Origin of the sequence: Stenotrophobium rhamnosiphilum, from assembly GCF_003052265.1 — a bacterium.
In the GTDB taxonomy this organism is placed as follows: Bacteria; Pseudomonadota; Gammaproteobacteria; order Nevskiales; family Nevskiaceae; genus Stenotrophobium; species Stenotrophobium rhamnosiphilum.
The window spans coordinates 412,698-432,314 of sequence record NZ_QANS01000002.1; the positions used below are offsets into that span (position 1 = coordinate 412,698).

The 19,617-nt window shown below is 55.2% G+C and carries 14 protein-coding genes; 10 read left to right on the plus strand and 4 right to left on the minus strand.

All coding sequences use genetic code 11. The features are described from left to right. Nucleotides 1-74: 74 nt before the first annotated feature. Complete coding sequence (locus tag CJD38_RS05860; protein WP_107939374.1) at nt 75-701, plus strand: ZIP family metal transporter; 627 nt, start codon at nt 75-77, stop codon at nt 699-701. Between the two features lie 23 nt (nt 702-724). Further along, on the plus strand, nt 725-1,102 hold the full coding sequence (locus CJD38_RS05865; RefSeq protein WP_107939375.1) for a hypothetical protein: 378 nt from the start codon (nt 725-727) through the stop codon (nt 1,100-1,102). A 48-nt stretch (nt 1,103-1,150) separates the two neighbouring features. On the opposite strand, the gene CJD38_RS05870 is transcribed toward CJD38_RS05865, so the two are convergent. After that, the gene (locus CJD38_RS05870; RefSeq protein ID WP_206362897.1) at nt 1,151-2,494 is read right to left on the minus strand and encodes a class II 3-deoxy-7-phosphoheptulonate synthase; all 1,344 of its coding nucleotides are present in this window, start codon (nt 2,492-2,494) and stop codon (nt 1,151-1,153) included. 70 nt (nt 2,495-2,564) lie between these two features. On the opposite strand from CJD38_RS05870, the gene mutS reads away from it, so the two are divergent. Then, nucleotides 2,565-5,147 (plus strand): DNA mismatch repair protein MutS, encoded by a 2,583-nt coding sequence (gene mutS / locus CJD38_RS05875; RefSeq protein ID WP_107939377.1) that lies wholly within the window; start codon nt 2,565-2,567, stop codon nt 5,145-5,147. Between the two features lie 63 nt (nt 5,148-5,210). Here the strand turns inward: mutS and CJD38_RS05880 are convergent, their stop codons facing one another. From CJD38_RS05880 to CJD38_RS05890, 3 genes are all read right to left on the minus strand, one after another. After that, entirely contained in the window at nt 5,211-5,708 is a 498-nt protein-coding gene (locus CJD38_RS05880; RefSeq protein WP_107939378.1) for a DUF2505 domain-containing protein, read from the minus strand. Nucleotides 5,709-5,811: 103 nt separating this feature from the next. Beyond that, on the minus strand, nt 5,812-7,167 hold the full coding sequence (locus tag CJD38_RS05885; protein ID WP_107939379.1) for a DUF1329 domain-containing protein: 1,356 nt from the start codon (nt 7,165-7,167) through the stop codon (nt 5,812-5,814). A 160-nt stretch (nt 7,168-7,327) separates the two neighbouring features. Beyond that, nucleotides 7,328-8,746: an ABC1 kinase family protein gene (locus tag CJD38_RS05890; RefSeq protein WP_107939380.1), complete on the minus strand. Its 1,419-nt coding sequence runs from the start codon at nt 8,744-8,746 to the stop codon at nt 7,328-7,330. Between the two features lie 12 nt (nt 8,747-8,758). Between CJD38_RS05890 and CJD38_RS05895 the strand changes: the two genes are divergently transcribed. From CJD38_RS05895 to CJD38_RS05925, 7 genes are all read left to right on the plus strand, one after another. Then, nucleotides 8,759-9,199: a DUF6918 family protein gene (locus CJD38_RS05895; RefSeq protein ID WP_107939381.1), complete on the plus strand. Its 441-nt coding sequence runs from the start codon at nt 8,759-8,761 to the stop codon at nt 9,197-9,199. Between the two features lie 87 nt (nt 9,200-9,286). Then, on the plus strand, nt 9,287-10,234 hold the full coding sequence (locus CJD38_RS05900; protein WP_107939382.1) for a helix-turn-helix transcriptional regulator: 948 nt from the start codon (nt 9,287-9,289) through the stop codon (nt 10,232-10,234). Nucleotides 10,235-10,342: 108 nt separating this feature from the next. Continuing rightward, the gene (locus CJD38_RS05905) at nt 10,343-11,998 is read left to right on the plus strand and encodes an alpha/beta hydrolase family protein (protein WP_107939383.1); all 1,656 of its coding nucleotides are present in this window, start codon (nt 10,343-10,345) and stop codon (nt 11,996-11,998) included. Nucleotides 11,999-12,198: 200 nt separating this feature from the next. Next, nucleotides 12,199-15,348 carry an efflux RND transporter permease subunit gene (locus CJD38_RS05910; protein WP_107939719.1) on the plus strand — a complete coding sequence of 1,050 codons (3,150 nt, stop codon included), beginning with the start codon at nt 12,199-12,201 and terminating at the stop codon, nt 15,346-15,348. 14 nt (nt 15,349-15,362) lie between these two features. After that, nucleotides 15,363-16,565 (plus strand): efflux RND transporter periplasmic adaptor subunit, encoded by a 1,203-nt coding sequence (locus tag CJD38_RS05915; RefSeq protein ID WP_107939384.1) that lies wholly within the window; start codon nt 15,363-15,365, stop codon nt 16,563-16,565. Further along, complete coding sequence (locus tag CJD38_RS05920; RefSeq protein WP_107939385.1) at nt 16,562-17,218, plus strand: GntR family transcriptional regulator; 657 nt, start codon at nt 16,562-16,564, stop codon at nt 17,216-17,218. The genes CJD38_RS05915 and CJD38_RS05920 overlap by 4 nt, the downstream gene beginning before the upstream one ends. A gap of 123 nt (nt 17,219-17,341) precedes the next feature. Further along, nucleotides 17,342-19,582 (plus strand): DUF6600 domain-containing protein, encoded by a 2,241-nt coding sequence (locus CJD38_RS05925; protein ID WP_107939386.1) that lies wholly within the window; start codon nt 17,342-17,344, stop codon nt 19,580-19,582. The last annotated feature ends 35 nt before the right edge of the window (nt 19,583-19,617 follow it).

Here is a 19,617-nt window from a genome sequence, read left to right on the forward strand (position 1 = left end):
AGGCGGCCCGTATGGTAAGCGAGTTTGCGCGCCGCATGCCTACAGCAACGGCCACTCGTTTAGAATGACGGCCCATGAACATCATCCTTCTCCTAACCACCCTCGCCGCTCTACTCAGCGGCCCGCTGCTCTATGCAGTGGCCAAGGGTCGACCGAAGCTGGTCAAGGTCATGGATATCTTCGTGATGATCAGCGTCGCTGCATTGGTGCTGATTGAGGTCGTTCCAGAAACCTACGAACAAGCCGGACTCTGGAGCTTTGTGTTTATTGGCCTGGGCCTGCTCGGCCCCAGCGTGCTGGAACACCTGCTGACACGCGCCCGTCGCGAAGCACACTTTGCTGCACTGGCCGTCGCCATCATTGGATTGATGTTGCATAGCTTTGGTGATGGAACCGCACTCTCGACTGGTGGCGGCACCAATCACCAGATCGCATTGGCACTAGCCGTTGCCATCCACAGCGTGCCCGTGGGTCTTGCAACCTGGTGGCTAATGTTCCCAGTGTTTGGTCGCGGACTGCCTGCGTTCACGCTGGCTGCAATGTGCGCCAGCACGATTGCTGGTTACATCTTCGGCGTTGAAATCAGCAGTGGTATTGATCCACGCGTTTGGGCTTTGTTCCAGGCCTTGGTTGCCGGGTCAATCCTGCACGTCGTGTTCGGACGGCCACACGCGCAGGGCCATCACGGCCACAATCACTAAGAACGTTAAGAGTTTCGACTATCGTGTTAGTTCGCTTCACAGTACTGTCGTTGGATTCAGACTCCGGCTACAACGCTGGTATCTTGGTAGCGGCACACAAGCTACGCGATGAGGGCAACCTAACTGTTGAGGAACATAGACAGCTCCGCCTCTGCCTCAAGTGGTTCAATGATGAACTGGAGATTCCAACCATATTGAAAGAACCGGAGCATCGGCGAGCCATTTCCTGGTTTAAATCCGAAGCCAAAGAGCCAATTGCCAAGATGTGGGAGTTAAAAAAAGTTCTTATCGAGCATGGAATTCATGTCGAGGTTCTTCATACGATAGATCCGGGAGTGGTTGTCTATGAAGATAAATGGCAGGTCATTGCAAAACCTCAGAAACGGCTGCGTTCCCAATGAATCGCACTCATAAAATCGCCATGATTCGGGGCAAACAGAGCTCCGGCTTTAAGTCCTATTGATCCCAGCAATCTTCATCGCCAGTTCCAAAGCCTGTTCGTAATTCAAACGCGGATCAACCGTCGTCTTATAAGCACGCTGCAAATCCTCATCCGCAAGATTGCGTGCGCCGCCGGTGCATTCGGTGACGTCTTCACCCGTCAGTTCCAAATGCACGCCGCCGAGTATTGAGCCGCAGCGCGCGTGGATTTCGAAGGCCTGCGTAACTTCCGAAAGAATGTCGTCGAATCGTCGTGTCTTCACGCCGCTGGCAGTGGACTGTGTATTGCCATGCATCGGATCGCAGATCCACAACACCTTGTGACCCGCAGCACGAACGGCTTCAATGAGCTGCGGCAGATGCTGCGCGATCTTGCCTGCGCCCATGCGGTGAATCAGTGTGAGGCGGCCCGGTTCATTGGTCGGATTCAGAATGGCGCAAAGCTCCAGCACCCATTCTTTTGACATCGTTGGCCCAACCTTCACACCGATCGGGTTTCGAATGCCACGGCAATATTCGACATGCGCGCCATTTACATCGGCAGTGCGCATGCCAATCCATGGATAGTGCGTCGACAGGTTGTACCAGCCGGGACTGCGCGGCACTTGGCGTGTCAGTGCTTGTTCGTACGAGAGCAACAGTGCTTCGTGCGAGGTGTAGAAATCGACGCGCGAGAAATCACTGACGGACTGACCCGCGAGCGTTTCCATGAACCGCAGCGAATCGCCAAGCGTATCGACCATACGTTGGTAATCAACGGCCAACGGCGAATGCTTCACCCAAGCAAGATCCCAATATTCCGGATGATGAAGATCAGCAAAGCCACCATCAATCAGACCGCGGACAAAATTCATCGTTAGCGCCGAGTAAGCATGGGCGCGGAGCAGGTTATAGGGGTTGGGCGTGCGAGCGGCTTCGGTGAACTCTGGCGAATTAACCAGATCACCGCGATAACACGGCAGCGTCACACCGTTCTTGGTTTCGGTGTCTGCCGAACGTGGTTTGGCATATTGGCCAGCGAATCGGCCGACACGTACCACGCGCTTCTGCATGCCGTGAACGAGCACCAGCGACATCTGCAGCAACACCTTCAAGCGATTGGCGATCAGTGGCGACTGGCAGTCGGCAAAACTCTCAGCACAGTCTCCGCCCTGCAATACAAAGCGGCGACCTTCTTGCGCCTCGGCCAACTGAGCCTTGAGCGCATTAACCTCCCATGACGTCACCAAAGGCGGAAGCAGGCGCAGCTGCTCTACGGTGCTGGCTAGCGCCGCAGCGTCGGGATATTGCGGCTGTTGCACCGCAGGCTTTTTCTGCCAGCTATCGGGCAGCCAGAGATTTGAAGATTCCATACTCATATTGTAGCGGTTACAGCGATAATAGAGACCAGCCTAAGTCCACCCTCATTCCTCTCGCTTGCCCATGACTGCCGCGCCTTTTGCCGACCACACACCGCTGATGCAGCAGTACTTAGGCATCAAGGCGCAGCATCCAGACGCGCTGGTGCTGTTCCGCATGGGCGACTTTTACGAGTTGTTCTACGACGACGCTCGCAAAGCCGTGCGCCTGCTCAACATCACGCTGACGCAGCGTGGCGAATCCGCTGGCTCGCCGATCATCATGGCGGGCGTGCCGTATCACGCGATTGAGCAATATCTCGCGCGCCTGATTAAGGCCGGTGAATCAGTCGCGATTGCCGAACAAGTGGGCGAAGTCGGCGTCGACAAAGGCCCCGTGCGTCGCGAAGTCGTGCGCATCATCACGCCGGGCACTGCAACTGAAGAAGCTTTGCTCGATCCACGCTCACAGAACTTGCTCGCCGCAGTCAGCACCACGCGCGATCGTTTTGGTTTGGCATGGCTAGAACTTTCCTCAGGACGTTTTTCCGTTCTGGAAACCACACGCCTTGCTGACCTGATCGCAGAGTTGCAACGCCTGCGTCCTAGCGAGCTACTAGCACCCGATGGCGCGATGCCGGAACTGCCGGGCTCAACGCCACGCTCGCGTCCGGTTTGGCATTTTGATCAAGCCTCGGCTTATCGCTTGCTCACCGAACAATTCCAAACCAAAGACCTACGCGGCTTCGGTTGCGAAGACATGGGCGCTGCAATTGGCGCTGCAGGCGCGCTGCTGCAATACGTTCAGGAGACGCAGAAATCTGCACTGCCGCATCTCACTGGCCTGCGTAGCGAGAATCCTGACGAGACCTTGATTCTTGATGCATCGACGCGCCGCAATCTGGAAATTGATCGCTCTATCTCCGGCTCGCATGACTTCACATTGCTGAGCGTGATTGATCGCTGCATCACCCACATGGGCTCACGCGCCCTACACCGCTGGATGACGCGTCCACTGCGTCAGAAGCTGGCATTGGATGCACGTTACCAAGCCATTACCAGCCTGCTCGACAACGGCGGCTATAAAACACTGCGCGATGCACTCAAAGATATCGCCGACATGGAACGCATCCTCGCGCGCGTGGCGCTGCGCAGCGCACGTCCGCGTGATCTTGTTGGCCTGAGCCAGAGCCTTAATGCGCTGCCCGGTATTCAGGCCTCAGTCGCTGGCATTGAAGCATCACTCGTACTGACACTGGCTCAACGACTCGGCGAACATCGCGAACTTGCCGCCTCGCTTCAAACTTGCCTCGCCGACAGTCCACCGATGCTGGTTAAAGACGGTGGCGTGTTCCGCACCGGCTATGACAACACGCTCGATGAGTTGCGTCGCCTGTCCGAGAACGCTGACGGTTATCTGTTGGATTTGGAAACGCGCGAACGCGCACGCAGTGGCATCGACTCAATGAAGGTCGGCTACAACCGCGTGCACGGTTATTACCTTGAAGTGAGCAAGCTACACGTCGCCAAGGTGCCTGCTGATTTCACGCGCCGCCAAACGCTGACCAATGCCGAACGTTACATCACTGAAGAACTGAAGAAGTTCGAAGACCAAGTGCTGTCCGCACGTGATCGCGCCTTGGCGCGCGAGAAAGAACTTTACGAAGCCTTGTTGGATCGCCTCGCTCGACATCTACAGCCACTACAGGCCAGCGCCGCAGCGATTGCAGAACTTGATGTACTGGCTAATTACGCAGAGCGTGCGCAGTCGCTGAATCTGACGCGGCCTGAACTTGTCGATACCGCTTGCGTTGAGATTCGCGCAGGCCGTCACCCGGTCGTCGAACAAACTTTGACGGGGCCATTCGTTCCCAACGATTTATCGCTAGACGATGGCACGCGTTTATTGATCATCACTGGCCCAAACATGGGCGGTAAATCAACCTTCATGCGTCAGACCGCCTTGATCGTCTTGCTCGCACACGCCGGCTGTTTCGTACCGGCGGAGTCCGCACGCATTGGGCCGATTGATCGCATCTTCACCCGCATCGGCGCATCCGATGATTTAGCCACCGGCCAATCCACCTTCATGGTGGAAATGAGCGAGACCGCCAATATCCTTCACAACGCTACCGAGCAAAGCTTGGTGTTGATGGATGAAATTGGTCGCGGCACATCGACTTACGATGGCCTCTCGCTAGCACGTGCTTGCGCAGAGCATCTGTCTGCGACGACGCGCGCATTCACGCTTTTCGCCACGCATTATTTTGAACTGACCGCGCTCGCAGATTCTTTGGCGAATGTTGCCAACGTACATCTCGACGCTGCGGAATATTCATCTGATAAAGGTGATCGATTGGTGTTTCTGCACCACGTCAAACCGGGCCCGGCGAATCGCAGCTACGGCTTGCAAGTCGCCAGCCTTGCCGGAGTGCCGCAAGCCGTCATTCGCAACGCGCGAGTTTATTTGCAGCAGTTGGAAAATCGCGCCGCACCTGCAGCCGCTGCGCCTGCTACTGCCGCACCAATACCGCAGATGTCTTTGTTTGAAGCGCCGCCTTCAGCTGCACTCAAGCTGCTCGATGGACTCGATCCCGATGCGCTGTCTCCGCGCGAAGCACTCGAGCTGGTTTACAAGCTCAAGAACACACGCGAGCGCGAAGGCTAGCTAGCTTCTGTACATAAAAAAACCCACGCATCTGTTGATGCGTGGGTTTTAGTCTCACCGGATTTAGTAATCCGCGAGAATCTTGTTTGAAGCAGCCACGTCGTTTGCCGATTTGGAGTTGATGTCTTTCACAATCAACGCTTCGATCTTGCCGCCGATCAGTGGAATGCTGCAGCTGATATTCCACTTCAGAACATTGACGGCACCCTTACCTTCATCTTTCAGTGCCATATCCGCTGTGATTTTTACTGGCGTGCCTTTGATTTCAACTTCAAGGCGACCCGTCTTCTTGGCAATGTCCCAAACATCGGTCTGCGTGATGTTAACGGTGGTGCCCATGATCTTCTGCGCGAATGCAGGAATATCAGGGTTGCTCGATTTCATCGAGTACTTGCAGGTGATGCTGAACTGCTTCGCCGTTTTCTGACAGCTCAGCACTTCGATATCCCAACCTTCAAGCGCCTTGTACTTGCGCTCAAAAAACGCCTGATCGCTATACATCTTGATCACTGTGTCAGCAGGCTTGTTCAGCACATGCCGATCTTCAAATTTCGTTGCCATAAATTCTCCCCTGTATTTTTGTTCGTTGCGGGCTGCACTAAAACATAAGGCCGCTGGAAGATTAACTTCCAGCGGCCCTAGTGACAACGGTAAATTTAAACGCTTACTTCGTGGTCATCTTCTGCACAGCAGCAGCGGTGAAGTGGTCATCGCTGTACTTAACCGTACTGTCGATTGGCGCATCTTCATTAAATGCTGCGGTTACGAAGTAACGGCCCGAGTTGAAGTGATAAATGATTTCAGGAACCGTCGAAGTTGCCTGCAGACCACGTGCATAGATCAGGTGACCTTCCTGGAACTGGAAGAGCTGATCGCGGTTGTCGTAGTTGTCAGCCATAACGATGTTCCAGCTGTCTTCGTCGAGCTGCAGAACGCGCTTCTTAAAGGTGTGGCTGGTGCCGGCCTTCAGCGTTGCTTCAACAGTCCAAACGCGGTGCAGTTCATAACGTGGCAGATCTTGGTTCAAGTGCTTAGGACGAGCGAGGTCTTTGTACTTGACGGTGTTGCCAGCGATTTTGTTGGAGTTGTAAGGAATGATCATTTCCTTCTTGCCAACCAACTTCCAGTTGTAACGATCCAGAGCGCCGTTGAACATGTCGACCTGATCATAGAACTGGTTGCCGTCCGTACCTTCGTACGGGTTGTCGCAGCAAACCGATGGAGCGCGACGGATACGCTTGAGGCCTGGCGAGTAGAGCCAAGCAGCGCGGCCTTCGTTACCGGTTGAAGCTTTTTCAATAACGAGAATGAACGTACCAGCCAAACGTGGCGGAGCAACCGTGCGCGACAGATAACGCAGGAACTGTTTGTGGCCTGCGTCCAGAACCTGTGGGTTCTTGATGCTGGCGTAATCAAACTGCACGTCTTCAATGATCTTGGTTGGCTGGAAGCTGCCATCCGGCTGCACGATCATCTGGTTGTTGTAGCGAGTACCGACTTCACCGCGCCACTTGAGCTTGTGGTTCCAGATCGGTTCCGCACCATTCTTAGGAATTGGGAACGGGAAGCCGAGCTTGGCGCCAACAGGATCGTCGGTGCCGTTCAACACGGCGTTGACTGCATTCTCAGCCGTTGCCTTGAGGATAGGCTCTGGGAAAGTTACAGGACGGTGCGACGGATAAACGTTCATCTTGTAGCTAGGGAAAGTCGACAGCAGCTTGCGATGGCCGTCTGACAACTTGGACGCGTACTGCGCCATGTTTGCTTTGGTGATCGTGTACAGCGGCTTTTCAGCATCGAACTCAGCGTTCTTTGGCCAATCGCCTTTCAGTGCACCCTGCTGGCCCAGTGGGGTCCAAGCGGGGATAGTGCCTTCCTTATTGGCAGCTTTTTCAGCGCCGACAGGAGTCAGATCCTTGCCAAGTTTAGCTGCTTCATCAGCAGCAACTTTAGCGCCTGCCTGCTGAGCGACAAGGCTCAGAGCCAGCACGCCAGCGAGCGTAGCTATCTTCTTCATCATACGAACTTCTCCTCGGGAATAAATCTCGCGCAGCTATAAGTTGCGTCGTTGCCTGCACACTACTGCGAATGCAGGATGCTATCGAATAATGCTAGTACTGCCAACCGCATAGCCACAATATATTTCTATCGCACTGCACCATAAAATTTTGATCAATACACTACCCGTCTGTCTGTGCGGAAGGTGACAAATAGCGCAATAGTAGATCGTGCGAATTCAATTCTGCGCCTAATGTCGCCAGCATGATGAAAACACCCGCTAAACGGCGATGCAGGAACACGATTTCGCGCGGCGGCACGCGAAAATACACCGATAAAGCGTTCGTCGCGGCGACTTTGCCCGCACGCATCGGCAGATCACTGTCATGCCAGCGGTATTCGCCTTGAGCATTTAACAACCAACGCGGCGTGCGCCCCTGCTCGTGCAAATCAAACGGCTCAACAATCAGTTCGCACATCTGCGAAAAGGCATCCAGCACTGACTGTGGAAATCCAGCTTTCATCAAACCAATTTCATGTGCACCTTTAATGATGCGTTCACGATCATGTGCCATAGCGCCGCTAACAATGCCGGCATAGTTGTTAATGAATGAGCGCTGATAAACACGCGTAGCGCCGAAATCGAGCAGCACAATCTGATCGCCGCCTTTGCCGTCTGGGCGTATGCGGTAATTTCCAAAGTGTGGATCGGACTGCACCATGCCCCACTGGAAAAATTCGATCAGGAATAATTCAAGAAATGCCCAAGACAATTTGTTGCGACGCTCTTGCGACAGCCCTTGCACAGAGCTATCACGCACGCTCACGCCTTCTTCAAACGTGGTGGTCAACACCATGTCGCTGCAGTATTCGGGAATCACTTGCGGAACGGCAAAACGCGAATCGCCTTTAAGCTTCTCGGCAAAACTCTCAGTGAAGCGACGTTCGCTTTTGTAATCCACCTCGCGCAGCAACATCTCGCGCACTTCGGCAAACACGGGGGCCAGATCTAATTCCTTCGGCGTTAACCTCGTCATCATCAACAAACGCGACAAAGTCTTGATGTCACTTTCAATCGCGCTGGCTACGCCCGGATACTGAATCTTGACGCACAGTTCCAGACCATCTTTCTTGCGACGCGCCTTGTGTGCTTGCCCCAGCGAGGCAGCCGCTATCGGCGTTTCATCAATATCGAGTTCCGCCAATCGCGCGCGACCCAAAGATTTCTGCAGGACTGGTGCCACCACTTTCCAATGCACGGCGGGCGTGTTGTCTTGTAGCTGCGACAACACAGCGACGGCTTCTTCCGGCAGAAAATACTGGCCATAAAGCGAGAGCATCTGCCCCGCTTTCATCACGCTGCCTTTGAGTTTGCCGAGTTCGTCGGCAAGGATGCGGGCCTGGCGCTCGTAGAAATCACGATCAGCCTGTGTTCGGCGATTTTCGCCGCGGAAAATATTGGCAATCGAATGCGCCGCAATCTTGGCGCCCGCACCCATGCCAAGCCGGGCCAAGGCAATATTGCGTTCCAAGGGCTTGGTTTTAAGCGATGAAATGCTACCCTTCGAACCGTTGTTTTTATCGTCTTTGTCGACAGCCATGGGAAAGATTTAATGAAGGGATTGGCGGATATTCTATTGGCATCACAACACAAAAAGGCGCTGGTTGCCGATTGCGTTGAATTGATTGAGTCACACATTGCCAGCCGTAGCGGCCTTAAAGGCATGGCCCTCAAAACCGGCTTATCGATGCTCAAACGCGCCAAGCCCGGGATTCTCGAACGCGCCACCGCCAAATTGCTGCCCGAGTTCATCAGCGCTTTGGACCCGCTTTATCAGGAGTTTCAGCGCTCGCGCCAATCCGACTTTGACGCGTTTATGCAAAAAAACGCTCAAGGGGCGACCGATGCTTTGCTCAAGGTCGCCGACCAGCGTGCGGGCCAAAGTGACAGCGCCACCGTCAAATCGACCTATACCCGCATGCGCGGTGATGCTCAGCGAGAGGTTTTGGCCGCGATGCCCGCCCTGTCACGCCTTTTGAACTCTTATCTATAGGAAGTATCGATTAGGTATCGGTTAAATCGTGCCGGCTATGGTATATCTACAACCGTCCCGTCTAATTAAAACAAGCAAGGATTGCGTATGGCTGACCTCGATCGCGTCATCCAGTCTCTTTACACCGCTGCCATCGAAGATGACTGGCAGAACTTCCGACCGCATGCATTACAGATCCTGTGCGAATGGACAGGCGCTGTCAGTGTGTCTTGGCATAGCTATTCCAGCACCGCCTTAAGCGGCAGCTTTACCGAATATCCCAAGCCCACCGGCATGAGCAACAAACAGCTGCTCGGCCTACCGATGCCCAAAGGCAATCGCCACTTGAGCATGGATGAACTACCGACAAAATTGCTCGACACGAATATTGCTCAGCCGCAAAGCGGTTATGCGGTTCATTATTCACACCGCGGTGGCGCTGAATTGGTCAGCACGATTTTGTTGAGATTTACGGCTGGCAATCAGTTGAAAGATAGCGCCGCAATCAACCGCGCTTTAAGCCACATGGTTGAAGCCAGTACATTGGCGCTGCGCCATTTCATCCAGCGCGATGAATGGCTGCATAACCTAGGCCGACCCAATCGTGGTGCAGCTGCAATGGTCGATGAACATGGCGCGATCTACGCCGCATCGCAACGCTTCATGAACTTGCTCGCAGAAAACTACGGCAACAGTCATTTCACGATGCTGCCCTGCGCACTGCCGCGCGATGCGCTGGAAAACAATGGTTCCTTCATGAGTGGGCCGCTGCATTTCCGCGTGACCCGCGATGGCCCTTTGTACATTCTGCATCTGCGTCGCAGCTTGCCTTTGGATGGGCTGTCACCTCGTGAGCGCGAAATCGCGCGCGCATTGGGTAGCGGCAAAACCTTCAAAACAGTCGCGCGCCAATATGGCATCGCAGTGTCGACGGTCGCCAATCACGCTTCGCGTATCTATAAGAAGCTGGGCATTTACCGCCGCGAAGAATTAATCGAACAGGTTCGCACGCCTATGGAATCCAACCAGGCTGTGCCAGCTCAAGTTGATGCTTAACGTTTAATTAAAAAATTATTTAAGCAGCGCAATAAAAACGTCCACAAAAGGGTGGCGTTTAAGAGCCCTTATAAATGGCCAATTCGCGCTGAATGCGGGGAGAGAAAAATGAGAAAAGTTGTACTACTGGCTTTATTGCTTGTGCCCAGCCTTGCCCGTGCCATTCCAGAAGGCCCGGTGTATCCATCACCAGAATGGCTGCAACGCGAAGCGACAAACTACGCGATGGTGCTGCAAGCGCCTGTGGAAGAAGTGACGAACCCTGCTTTCGCTGTGCCTTGGGCGCAGCAGTCCGTCAACAACGCGCTGAGCTACACACTGCGCGGGCTTGCTGATCCGAGTTGGTTACTCGCTTCAACACCAATCACCAACGCGCTCATCGCTGCGGCCACAACACCAGCAGCAGCGGCACTGGTGGTGCAGAACGCCATCACTCAAATTCAAGCTAACCCAGCGAATGCCCTCGCACTTCCGCTCAACACGCCGCTCACACCGCTTTGCACCAGTTGGGTTGGCCCCTGCTCTGGCGATCCCTTCCGTTACCCCGGTACTGACAGTTTTTATACCAACGAAGCCGATGTGATTCCGGTCGTTTTTTATGACGATGGTTGCGCGCGTCTTTCAGGTCGCGTGTGGGCACCCAGAGGTTCGAAGGCGGGCTCAAAGTTACCGGCAATCGTGATTGAAAATGGTTCGGTGCAAGCGCCGGAACCTTTGTATTGGTGGATGGCGCAATTACTCGTGCGCAATGGTTATGCGGTAATGACATTTGATCCACGCGGCCAAGGTCGCTCGGATCAACAAACACCGACTGGCGGCCAAGGCAGCAATGTCGACTCCAGCGTTTTCTGGACCGGCTTCGTCAACGCGATCGATTTCTTCCGCTCCAGTTCTGTTGCGCCGTATCCACACAACATCACTTGCGCAGGCACCTACCCAACACCGGTCGCCGCCTTCAATCCAATCATTGATCGCATCGATATGAATCGTCTCGGCATCGCCGGACATTCGCTGGGCGCACGTGGCGCTTCAATCGTGCAAGGCTATGGCGCTCCGGGCGCAGATCCTTGGCCAGGCAAAATGGACAACAGCAATCCGGTCAAAGTCGCTGTGGCATGGGATGCACTGAGCGCGCCATCTGATGGCGATAGCCCTAAATTCGGCATCCGCGTTCCATCGATGGGACAAACCGCTGACTATGGTTTGGCGCCAGTTCCCAATACAGAATCACCGGATCCTGAAGGCAAGAAAACTGCCTACGCTGCGTGGAAGAAAGCGGGCGTGCCAGTGTTTCAGTTCACCATTCAAGGCGGCACTCACTTTGAGTGGTCACAAATTCCCGGCTTCCCCGCCACCAGCTGGTGCCCGATGGTTGAGAACAATCGCTGCGTCGGCGGTTGGGGCAATCCGATGGCGCAGCATTACTCGCTGGCTTGGTTTGATCGCTGGCTCAAGCATTCGAATGAAGTCGGCTACAAAACCGCCGATGCGCGTCTGCTCGACGACGACGGCGCGCAAGGCCGCAACAAAATGAGCTTCTACTATCGCTCGGCGCGCAGCTTCCCTGATCGCGGTGGCGACAACCATGCTTGTGAAGATATCCGGGCCGGATGCACCGATACCGAGATCCGTTCCGGCGGCGGCCGCAGTGGAAGTGGTGGCGGCGCCATGTCGGGTTCGGGACTTTTAGGGCTCTTCCTGATGGGTTTGGCCGGCCTTTTGTGGGGACGTTTGCGTCCCCGCGCAAAGCTTTCCAGACGCTAGATTCGCCCCGCCGATGCTTGTAAATCACTTTATAAACAGTACCTAACGACCTCCAAGCGAGGTCGTCTCTCCTGAATTTTCCTGCTAAGCAATGTAAAGCCGGAAAATTCAGCTTGATAAATATTATCGATAATCCATAATGTGCCGGCCGAAATGCCGAGCGCATCCCGGCTTTTGCTTAGATCGGTCGGGAGATGGGTATGTGGATAGTCAGAGTAGCGCTGCAACGGCCTTACACCTTTATCGTGATGTCGCTGCTGATCGTCATGCTCGGCGTCTTTACGATCATTCGCACTCCGATTGATATCTTCCCGGCGATCCGCATTCCAGTCGTCGCCGTGATCTGGCGCTACACCGGCCTGCCGCCAGAAGACATGGCGAACCGCATCGTGGGCTTAAGCGAGCGCATCGCCTCCACCACCGTTAACGATATTGAGCACACCGAATCGCTGTCGCTCAACGGCACCGGCGTGGTGAAGTATTTTTTCCAGCCCAACGTCAATCAAGACTTGGCGATCTCGCAGATCAACTCGATCTCGCAAACATTGCTGAAGCAGATGCCGCCGGGCATCTCGCCACCATTCATTCTGGCGTTCGACGCATCAAGCGTCCCGATTTTGCAGCTGTCGCTGACCAGCTCGAAGATGTCGGAAGCGGAAATCTTCGACTTCTCCAACAGCTTTATGCGCACGCAGTTATCGACGGTCGCGGGCGCGTCGATGCCCTTCCCTTACGGTGGCGCGATTCGTCAGGTCTTGGTTGATCTCGATCCCGTTGCCTTGCGCGCGAAAGGTTTAACCGGCGCAGACGTCACCACCGCCATCGGCGCACAAAATCTGATTTTGCCTTCAGGCACGCAGAAAATTGGTGACTTTGAATACTTCGTCAAACTCAACGCTGCACCGCTAAAGATCGAAGGCCTTAACGACATCCCAATTCGCGCCGATAAAAACGGCACGATGATTTATGTGCGCGATGTTGCGCACGTGCGTGATGGATCTTCACCGCAAACCAATATCGTGCGTGTCGATGGCCATCGCTCGGTTCTGATGAGCGTGCTGAAAACCGGCGGCGCTTCCACACTCAAAGTTGTAGATGACATCAAGTCACGCATGCCTGATGTGCGCGCTGAAGCACCAGACGGCCTCAAGATCGACGCCATCGGCGATCAATCAATCTTTGTTCGCGCCTCGGTTAACGGCGTGATTCACGAAGGCATCATCGCCGCAGCGCTGACCGCCTTGATGATCCTGCTGTTCCTCGGCTCATGGCGCAGCACCTTGATCATCACTGTGTCGATTCCACTCTCGGTATTGGCTTCGATTTTGTGTCTATCAGCACTCGGTGAAACCATCAACATCATGACGCTGGGCGGCCTTGCACTCGCCGTCGGTATTTTGGTGGACGACGCAACAGTGGCGATTGAAAACATCAACTGGCACTTGGAGCAAGGCAAAGACGTTGAGAGCGCGATTCTCGACGGCGCTCAACAAATTGCGATGCCCGCGTTGGTATCAACACTGTGTATTTGTATCGTGTTCATCCCGATGTTCTTCCTCGGCGGCATCGCTAAGTATTTGTTCGTGCCGATGGCAGAAGCCGTGGTGTTTGCAATGCTCGCGTCTTATCTGTTGTCGCGAACTTTGATTCCTACGCTGGCCATGTACTGGCTGAAGCCGCACAAAGCTGGCGGGCACGATGAAAAGCGCGGCTTCTTCGCACGCTTTCAGGCAGGCTTCGAATCACGCTTCACCGTCGTGCGTGAGCGCTATCACAACCTGCTCGGCAATCTGCTGAAGACGCCGGTGATCTTTGCGGCGATATTCATGGCAGCCGGCGCAGCCAGCTATGGACTTACGCCTTTCCTCGGTCAGGATTTCTTCCCGTCGGTTGACGCCGGTCAGATCAAACTCCATGTGCGCGCACGTAGCGGCACACGTATCGAAGACACTGCTCCACTGTGCGATGACATCGCCGCGCAGATCCGCAAGATCATTCCAGCGAAAGATCTCGACAGCATCGTCGATAACATCGGCGTGCCGAATAGCGGTATCAACTTGGCCTACAGCACTTCAGCTCCGATTGGGCCGGGCGATGCCGACATCATGATCACGCTCAAGAAAGGGCATGCACCTAGCGAAGATTACGTTCGTGAATTGCGTGAGAAGCTGCCGGATTTATTCCCGTCAGTGTCGTTCTCATTCTTGCCTGCCGACATCGTCAGCCAGATTCTGAACTTTGGTCTGCCCTCACCTTTGGATATCCAGATCAGTGGCGGCAATCTGCAAGCCAATCGCGCTTTCGCAGAAACGCTGCTGCCTAAGCTGCGCAACATTCCGGGCGCTGCGGACATTCGCATTCAGCAAACCTTCGACTATCCGCAGATTCAAGTGGATGTGGATCGCACACGCGCCGCGCAGCTGGGTCTGACGCAATACGATGTGGCAACCAATATGCTGATCTCGCTTTCAGGCAGCTTCCAAACTGCGCCAAGCTATTGGACAGACCCGAAGAGCGGCGTGCAGTACAACGTTGCCGTGCAAACACCACAGCATCGTTTGAACTCGCTGCAATCTTTGAGTCAAACACCGATCTCTTCTTCAGTGAATGGTTCACAACAGCAAACGCTCGCCAACGTCGCCAGCTTTAGCCGCAGCGCCGGTCCTCAAGTGATCACGCACTACAACGCTCGCCCGACCATCGATATCTATGGTGCCGTGCAAGACACTGATCTCGGCACCGTAACGCGCGCGATTCGCAAGATCATTGCTGACGCCGAAAAAGATCTGCCGAAGGGTTCCAAGATTGTTCTGCGCGGTCAGGCAGAAACGATGACGTCGTCGTTCAATGGCCTGTTCCTTGGCTTGCTCGGCGCTGTGGTGTTGATCTACTTACTAATCGTGGTCAACTTCCAGTCGTGGGTGGATCCGCTGATCATCATCTCGGCATTGCCTGCTGCATTGTCGGGCATCGTCTGGATGCTGTTCCTCACGCACACCACCATCAGCGTGCCCGCGCTCACCGGCGCAATCATGTGTATGGGTGTTGCAACAGCTAACAGCATCTTGGTGGTGAGCTTTGCGCGCGAACGTTTTGCTGCAGGCCTCAGCGCACTAGATGCCGCACTCGACGCAGGCTTCTCACGCTTCCGCCCAGTGTTGATGACCGCACTGGCAATGATCATCGGCATGGTGCCCATGGCGATGGGCTTTGGTGAAGGCGGCGAGCAAAACGCACCGCTCGGCCGCGCCGTTATCGGCGGCTTGTTCTTTGCCACCATCGCAACACTCTTTTTTGTTCCTGCAATTTTCAGCATGGTGCATGGCCGTCGCGCCAGCACCGCACGGTAGTGCCCGGAGTTTTTATGACTGACATCAAATCATCATCGCCGCAGTTGCCACATCGCTCATGGGGCGCTGCGCGTATTGGCATCATCATCGGCATCATCGTCGCGCTGGTCGCAGCCTGGGGCATCATCGGTCGCGTTCGTGCTCAGAACAAACTGGAAAAGCAGACGCAGTTACAGAATACGATTCCAGTCAACGTGACCCATCCACGCACCGACGACGCAGCGGAAGATCTCGCCCTGCCCGGTGATGTGCAAGCTTGGTCTGATGCACCGATCTACGCACGCACCAGTGGCTATCTGAAGCGCTGGAAAGTTGATATCGGTTCATCAGTCAAAGCAGGCCAAGTGCTCGCCGAGATTGATACGCCAGAAGTTGATCAGCAGCTTGCACAAGCACACGCTGACCTCGGCAGCGCACAAGCCAATCAGCAGCTTGCTCAAAGCACGGCAGAACGGTGGAAGGCGCTGTTGGCGATCGATTCCGTTTCGCCACAAGAAGCGGATGAAAAGAGCGGCGATGCAGCAGCCAAGGCTGCGGCACTAGCGTCTTCTCAAGCCAATCTCAATCGCTTGCGTCAGCTGCAAGGTTTCAAAAATATCGTTGCGCCGTTTGATGGCGTGATCACCGCGCGCAATGTTGATGTGGGCGACTTGATCAATCCGGGCGTCAGCGGACAGCAAGAGTTATTTCACTTGGTTGATACGCATCAGCTACGCATCTACGTGCAGTTACCACAGAGTTATGCCGCCAGCGTAACGCCGGGCATGGACGCCGAGCTGCGTTTTGCAGAACACCCGGGCCAGACCTTCCCGGCGAAAGTGCTGCACACGGCGAATGCAATTGATCCCACCACGCGCACGATGTTGGTTCAGTTGTTGGCCGACAACAGCAAGAAAATATTACTGCCAGGCTCCTATGTTGAAGTTCACTTTCAGTTGCCCGTCAATGAAAAGATTCTGCGCGTTCCCGACAACACACTGCTATTCCGTGGCAGCGCGATTCAGGTGGCTAGCGTCGATGCCAATAATCATGTTGCGCTCAAAACCGTCACGCTAGGCCGTGACTTCGGCAAAGAAGTCGAAGTGCTGACCGGCGTCAGCGCCAAAGACAGCCTTGTCATCAACCCACCGGATTCCATCGCCACCGGCGATGCCGTGCGCCCTATCGCGCCTAAGCCTGAGAAGGCTGAAGGCGAAAAAAGTGGGGCTAGCAAATGAAACTAAACCGCACCTGCATGCGAGATCCGATTCGCGACACGCTGGTGTCGCGAATTCTGGATGGCGTATATCCAGAAGGCACGCATCTCAAAGAGCTAGCTCTGGCGCGTGAGTTCAACGTGAGCCAAGCGCCGGTGCGCGAAGCATTGCGCGAGCTAGAAGCGCTGGGCCTTGTCGAAACCGAACGCTATCGCGGAACACGCGTGCGTCATCTTGATATCGGCGAATTGCGCGAAGCCTATGAGCTGCGCCGATTGCTGGAAACAGCATCGATCAGATCAACGCCCTTTTTCAACGATAAAGATCTCACCGAACTGGATCAGCAGGTTCAACGCATTGAAGCCTTAACCCTTGCCGGTGGCGATTGCATCAATGATCTGATGGACGACGTGCTGCGCTTTCATCGCAAGCTGGTGGAGATGTCGGGCAATCGCCTGTTTCTGAAAGCTTGGGAATCGATGGCTTGGGGCGTGCGTTCGCGCATCATGGCCAAGAAAATTGGCTTTGTTACTGGCCTCAATGAATTGCGTGCTGGCGTGGTGGATTCGCTGCGCCGTGGGCAGCGTGAACAGGCCGCCGCTTTCTTGGGACAGATCACCGATCGCCTGCTCGAGAGCCTCAACGAACAAGACCGTCAGGCCAAGGTGGCCTAGATCTTTAAAAGCTAGGCTTTTAACAGAGCTTTACACTGGTAAATACATTCAGGTTTGATTCAGGACTAGAGTGCTGTCATACCCTCCATAAACCGCCGTATCTGAACCCAGAGTCGAGCCCGTATGGACAGCCAGCAATCTCTCATCTTCTCCTCCGCCAAACGCGGCACTGCATTTTTGCGATATGCGCTGGTCGCCATCACGGTACTCATTACCGGCGGCGCTTCAGCACAAGATGAAGATGATCCGCCAAGCCGCATCGCGCGCTTGGCTGCGATCTCTGGCGACGTCACCTTTGCTCCTGCTGGTGATGACGATTGGAATCAAGCCAGCATCAATCGCCCACTCACCACCGGCGACCGTCTGCTCACCAATGATGGCGGCCGCGCCGCAATGGATATCGACGGCGGCGATCTGCGTATCGCCAGCAACACCGGATTCAATTTTCTAAACCTTGACGATCGCGGCACGCAGATTGAATTGAGTCGCGGCACGCTCAACTGGCGCGTCGATACGATTCGCGAAGGCCAGAACAACGAAGTCGACACACCGACTGTCGCCTTTGTGATTACGCAGCCGGGCACTTACAAAATTGTTGTGGCCGATGACGGCAGTTCCACCACCGTTTCGATTCTGCAAAACGGCGCAGGTACGGTGTACGGCGAACGCGGCACGAGTTATCCGATTAGCGGACGCCAAGCTTGGCGCTTTACTGATTCCGAATTAAACAACATCGCAGGCATGCCACTTGCCGCCGCCGATACCTTTGATCTCTGGTGCAATGATCGCGATTCGCGCGCAAGCAACGTCGCCGCTAACACGACTTATGTATCGCCTGATGTTGTCGGCTACAACGATCTCGCCAGCAACGGTACTTGGACCACGGTGACCGAGTACGGCAACGTTTGGTACCCGAGCGCGGTGGCGGTCGATTGGGCGCCGTATCGCTACGGTCATTGGGCCTATGTTGCGCCTTGGGGTTGGACTTGGATCGACGACGCATCGTGGGGCTTTGCACCATTCCATTACGGTCGCTGGGTAAACGTCAGCAACCGTTGGGGTTGGGTACCAGGCCCACGACATGTACGCCCGGTGTATTGCCCGGCAACCGTCGCTTTTGTCGGCGGCAATGGCTGGGGTGTTTCAGTGACAGCTGGCCGACCGATTGCTTGGGTACCACTGGGCCCGCGCGATGTTTACGTGCCTTGGTATCGCGGCAGCCAGCGCTACTTCTCCAACGTCAACATCCGCAACGTCACCAACATTAATCACGTGCAAGTGACCAATGTTTATAACGATTATCGCGGTGGTCGTGCTAACAACACGCGCTACATGAATCAATCTGTGCGTGGCGGTACTACGGTTGTGACACGCGATACCTTCTCGCATGGACGCCCTGTCAGTGGCGCACAAGTGCGTGTTGATCAGAAGCAATGGGAGCGTGCACCTTCAGCACAGCGCAATGACCTGCCTTCCGGTCGCCCAGCGCTAGGCCTGCGTGCATCTTCCGGATCAGCGCGTCCGCCTTCGCAAGAATTCACGCGTCCACCGGTTTCATTCCGCAAACCGCCGCAATCATCTTTAGGCGCGCGTAATAACCCGCAGCACTCACAACCGTCATTGGGTTTAGGACGCGTAACGCCAGCAGATCGCGACAATGATCGTCGCAATAACGTGACGAATAACCGCCCTGCAGAACGCAATGACAACAATCGTCGCGAGGATGATCCACGTTGGAATCGCGATGCGCAGCGTAATGATGGCGATGGCCGTATCGAGAGAATGCCGTCCTCACGCTTCTCGCCTTGGGGCAATAAGCGCGGTGATGAATCACCACGCACGCAACAACAAGGTGCTACGACTCAGCCAGCGCAACAAGAAACACCTCAACGTCGCGAGAATGACTCGCGCTGGAATCGCAGCGAGCAGCGCAATGATGATCGACAAGATCGCGGCGACAACACCGTCTACATGGCCAAACCAGCTCCAGCGCCTGAGCAGCCGCAAGTGAACGAGCGTCGTGATGAAGGTTCGCGCTGGAACAACCATACCCGCCGTGACTCGGACTCCAACAACAACGCCCCGACTCCACCTCCGGTTCAGCAACAACCCGAGCAGCGGCAGGAGCAACAGAGACATTTTGGTAACCGAGGCGGCGCAGAAAACACGCAGCGACGGGAACTACTCAACATTCCTCAGCCAACGCCGCGCGAGCAGCCGCAGCGTGGTGCCGAGCAAAGAACGAGTCCGTTCCAACGCCCCGCTTTTGAAAACCGCGGACAGACTCAGAATCGGCCAGCGCCACAACCGCAACGTCCGGCACCTGAGCGCAGAGAGCGTGAACCGGCTGAGCGTCCCGGCTAAACCACAACAACAGTTAAGGCGTACCCCGCGCCACT

What these genes read in the sequence shown, in the direction of transcription:
- CJD38_RS05860 (WP_107939374.1), top strand. Translation starts at nt 75, where the DNA reads ATGAACATCATCCTTCTCCTAACCACCCTCGCCGCTCTACTCAGCGGC.
- CJD38_RS05870 (WP_206362897.1), bottom strand. Translation starts at nt 2,494, where the DNA reads ATGGAATCTTCAAATCTCTGGCTGCCCGATAGCTGGCAGAAAAAGCCT.
- mutS (WP_107939377.1), top strand. Translation starts at nt 2,565, where the DNA reads ATGACTGCCGCGCCTTTTGCCGACCACACACCGCTGATGCAGCAGTAC.
- CJD38_RS05880 (WP_107939378.1), bottom strand. Translation starts at nt 5,708, where the DNA reads ATGGCAACGAAATTTGAAGATCGGCATGTGCTGAACAAGCCTGCTGAC.
- CJD38_RS05885 (WP_107939379.1), bottom strand. Translation starts at nt 7,167, where the DNA reads ATGATGAAGAAGATAGCTACGCTCGCTGGCGTGCTGGCTCTGAGCCTT.
- CJD38_RS05890 (WP_107939380.1), bottom strand. Translation starts at nt 8,746, where the DNA reads ATGGCTGTCGACAAAGACGATAAAAACAACGGTTCGAAGGGTAGCATT.
- CJD38_RS05895 (WP_107939381.1), top strand. Translation starts at nt 8,759, where the DNA reads ATGAAGGGATTGGCGGATATTCTATTGGCATCACAACACAAAAAGGCG.
- CJD38_RS05900 (WP_107939382.1), top strand. Translation starts at nt 9,287, where the DNA reads ATGGCTGACCTCGATCGCGTCATCCAGTCTCTTTACACCGCTGCCATC.
- CJD38_RS05905 (WP_107939383.1), top strand. Translation starts at nt 10,343, where the DNA reads ATGAGAAAAGTTGTACTACTGGCTTTATTGCTTGTGCCCAGCCTTGCC.
- CJD38_RS05910 (WP_107939719.1), top strand. Translation starts at nt 12,199, where the DNA reads ATGTGGATAGTCAGAGTAGCGCTGCAACGGCCTTACACCTTTATCGTG.
- CJD38_RS05915 (WP_107939384.1), top strand. Translation starts at nt 15,363, where the DNA reads ATGACTGACATCAAATCATCATCGCCGCAGTTGCCACATCGCTCATGG.
- CJD38_RS05920 (WP_107939385.1), top strand. Translation starts at nt 16,562, where the DNA reads ATGAAACTAAACCGCACCTGCATGCGAGATCCGATTCGCGACACGCTG.
- CJD38_RS05925 (WP_107939386.1), top strand. Translation starts at nt 17,342, where the DNA reads ATGGACAGCCAGCAATCTCTCATCTTCTCCTCCGCCAAACGCGGCACT.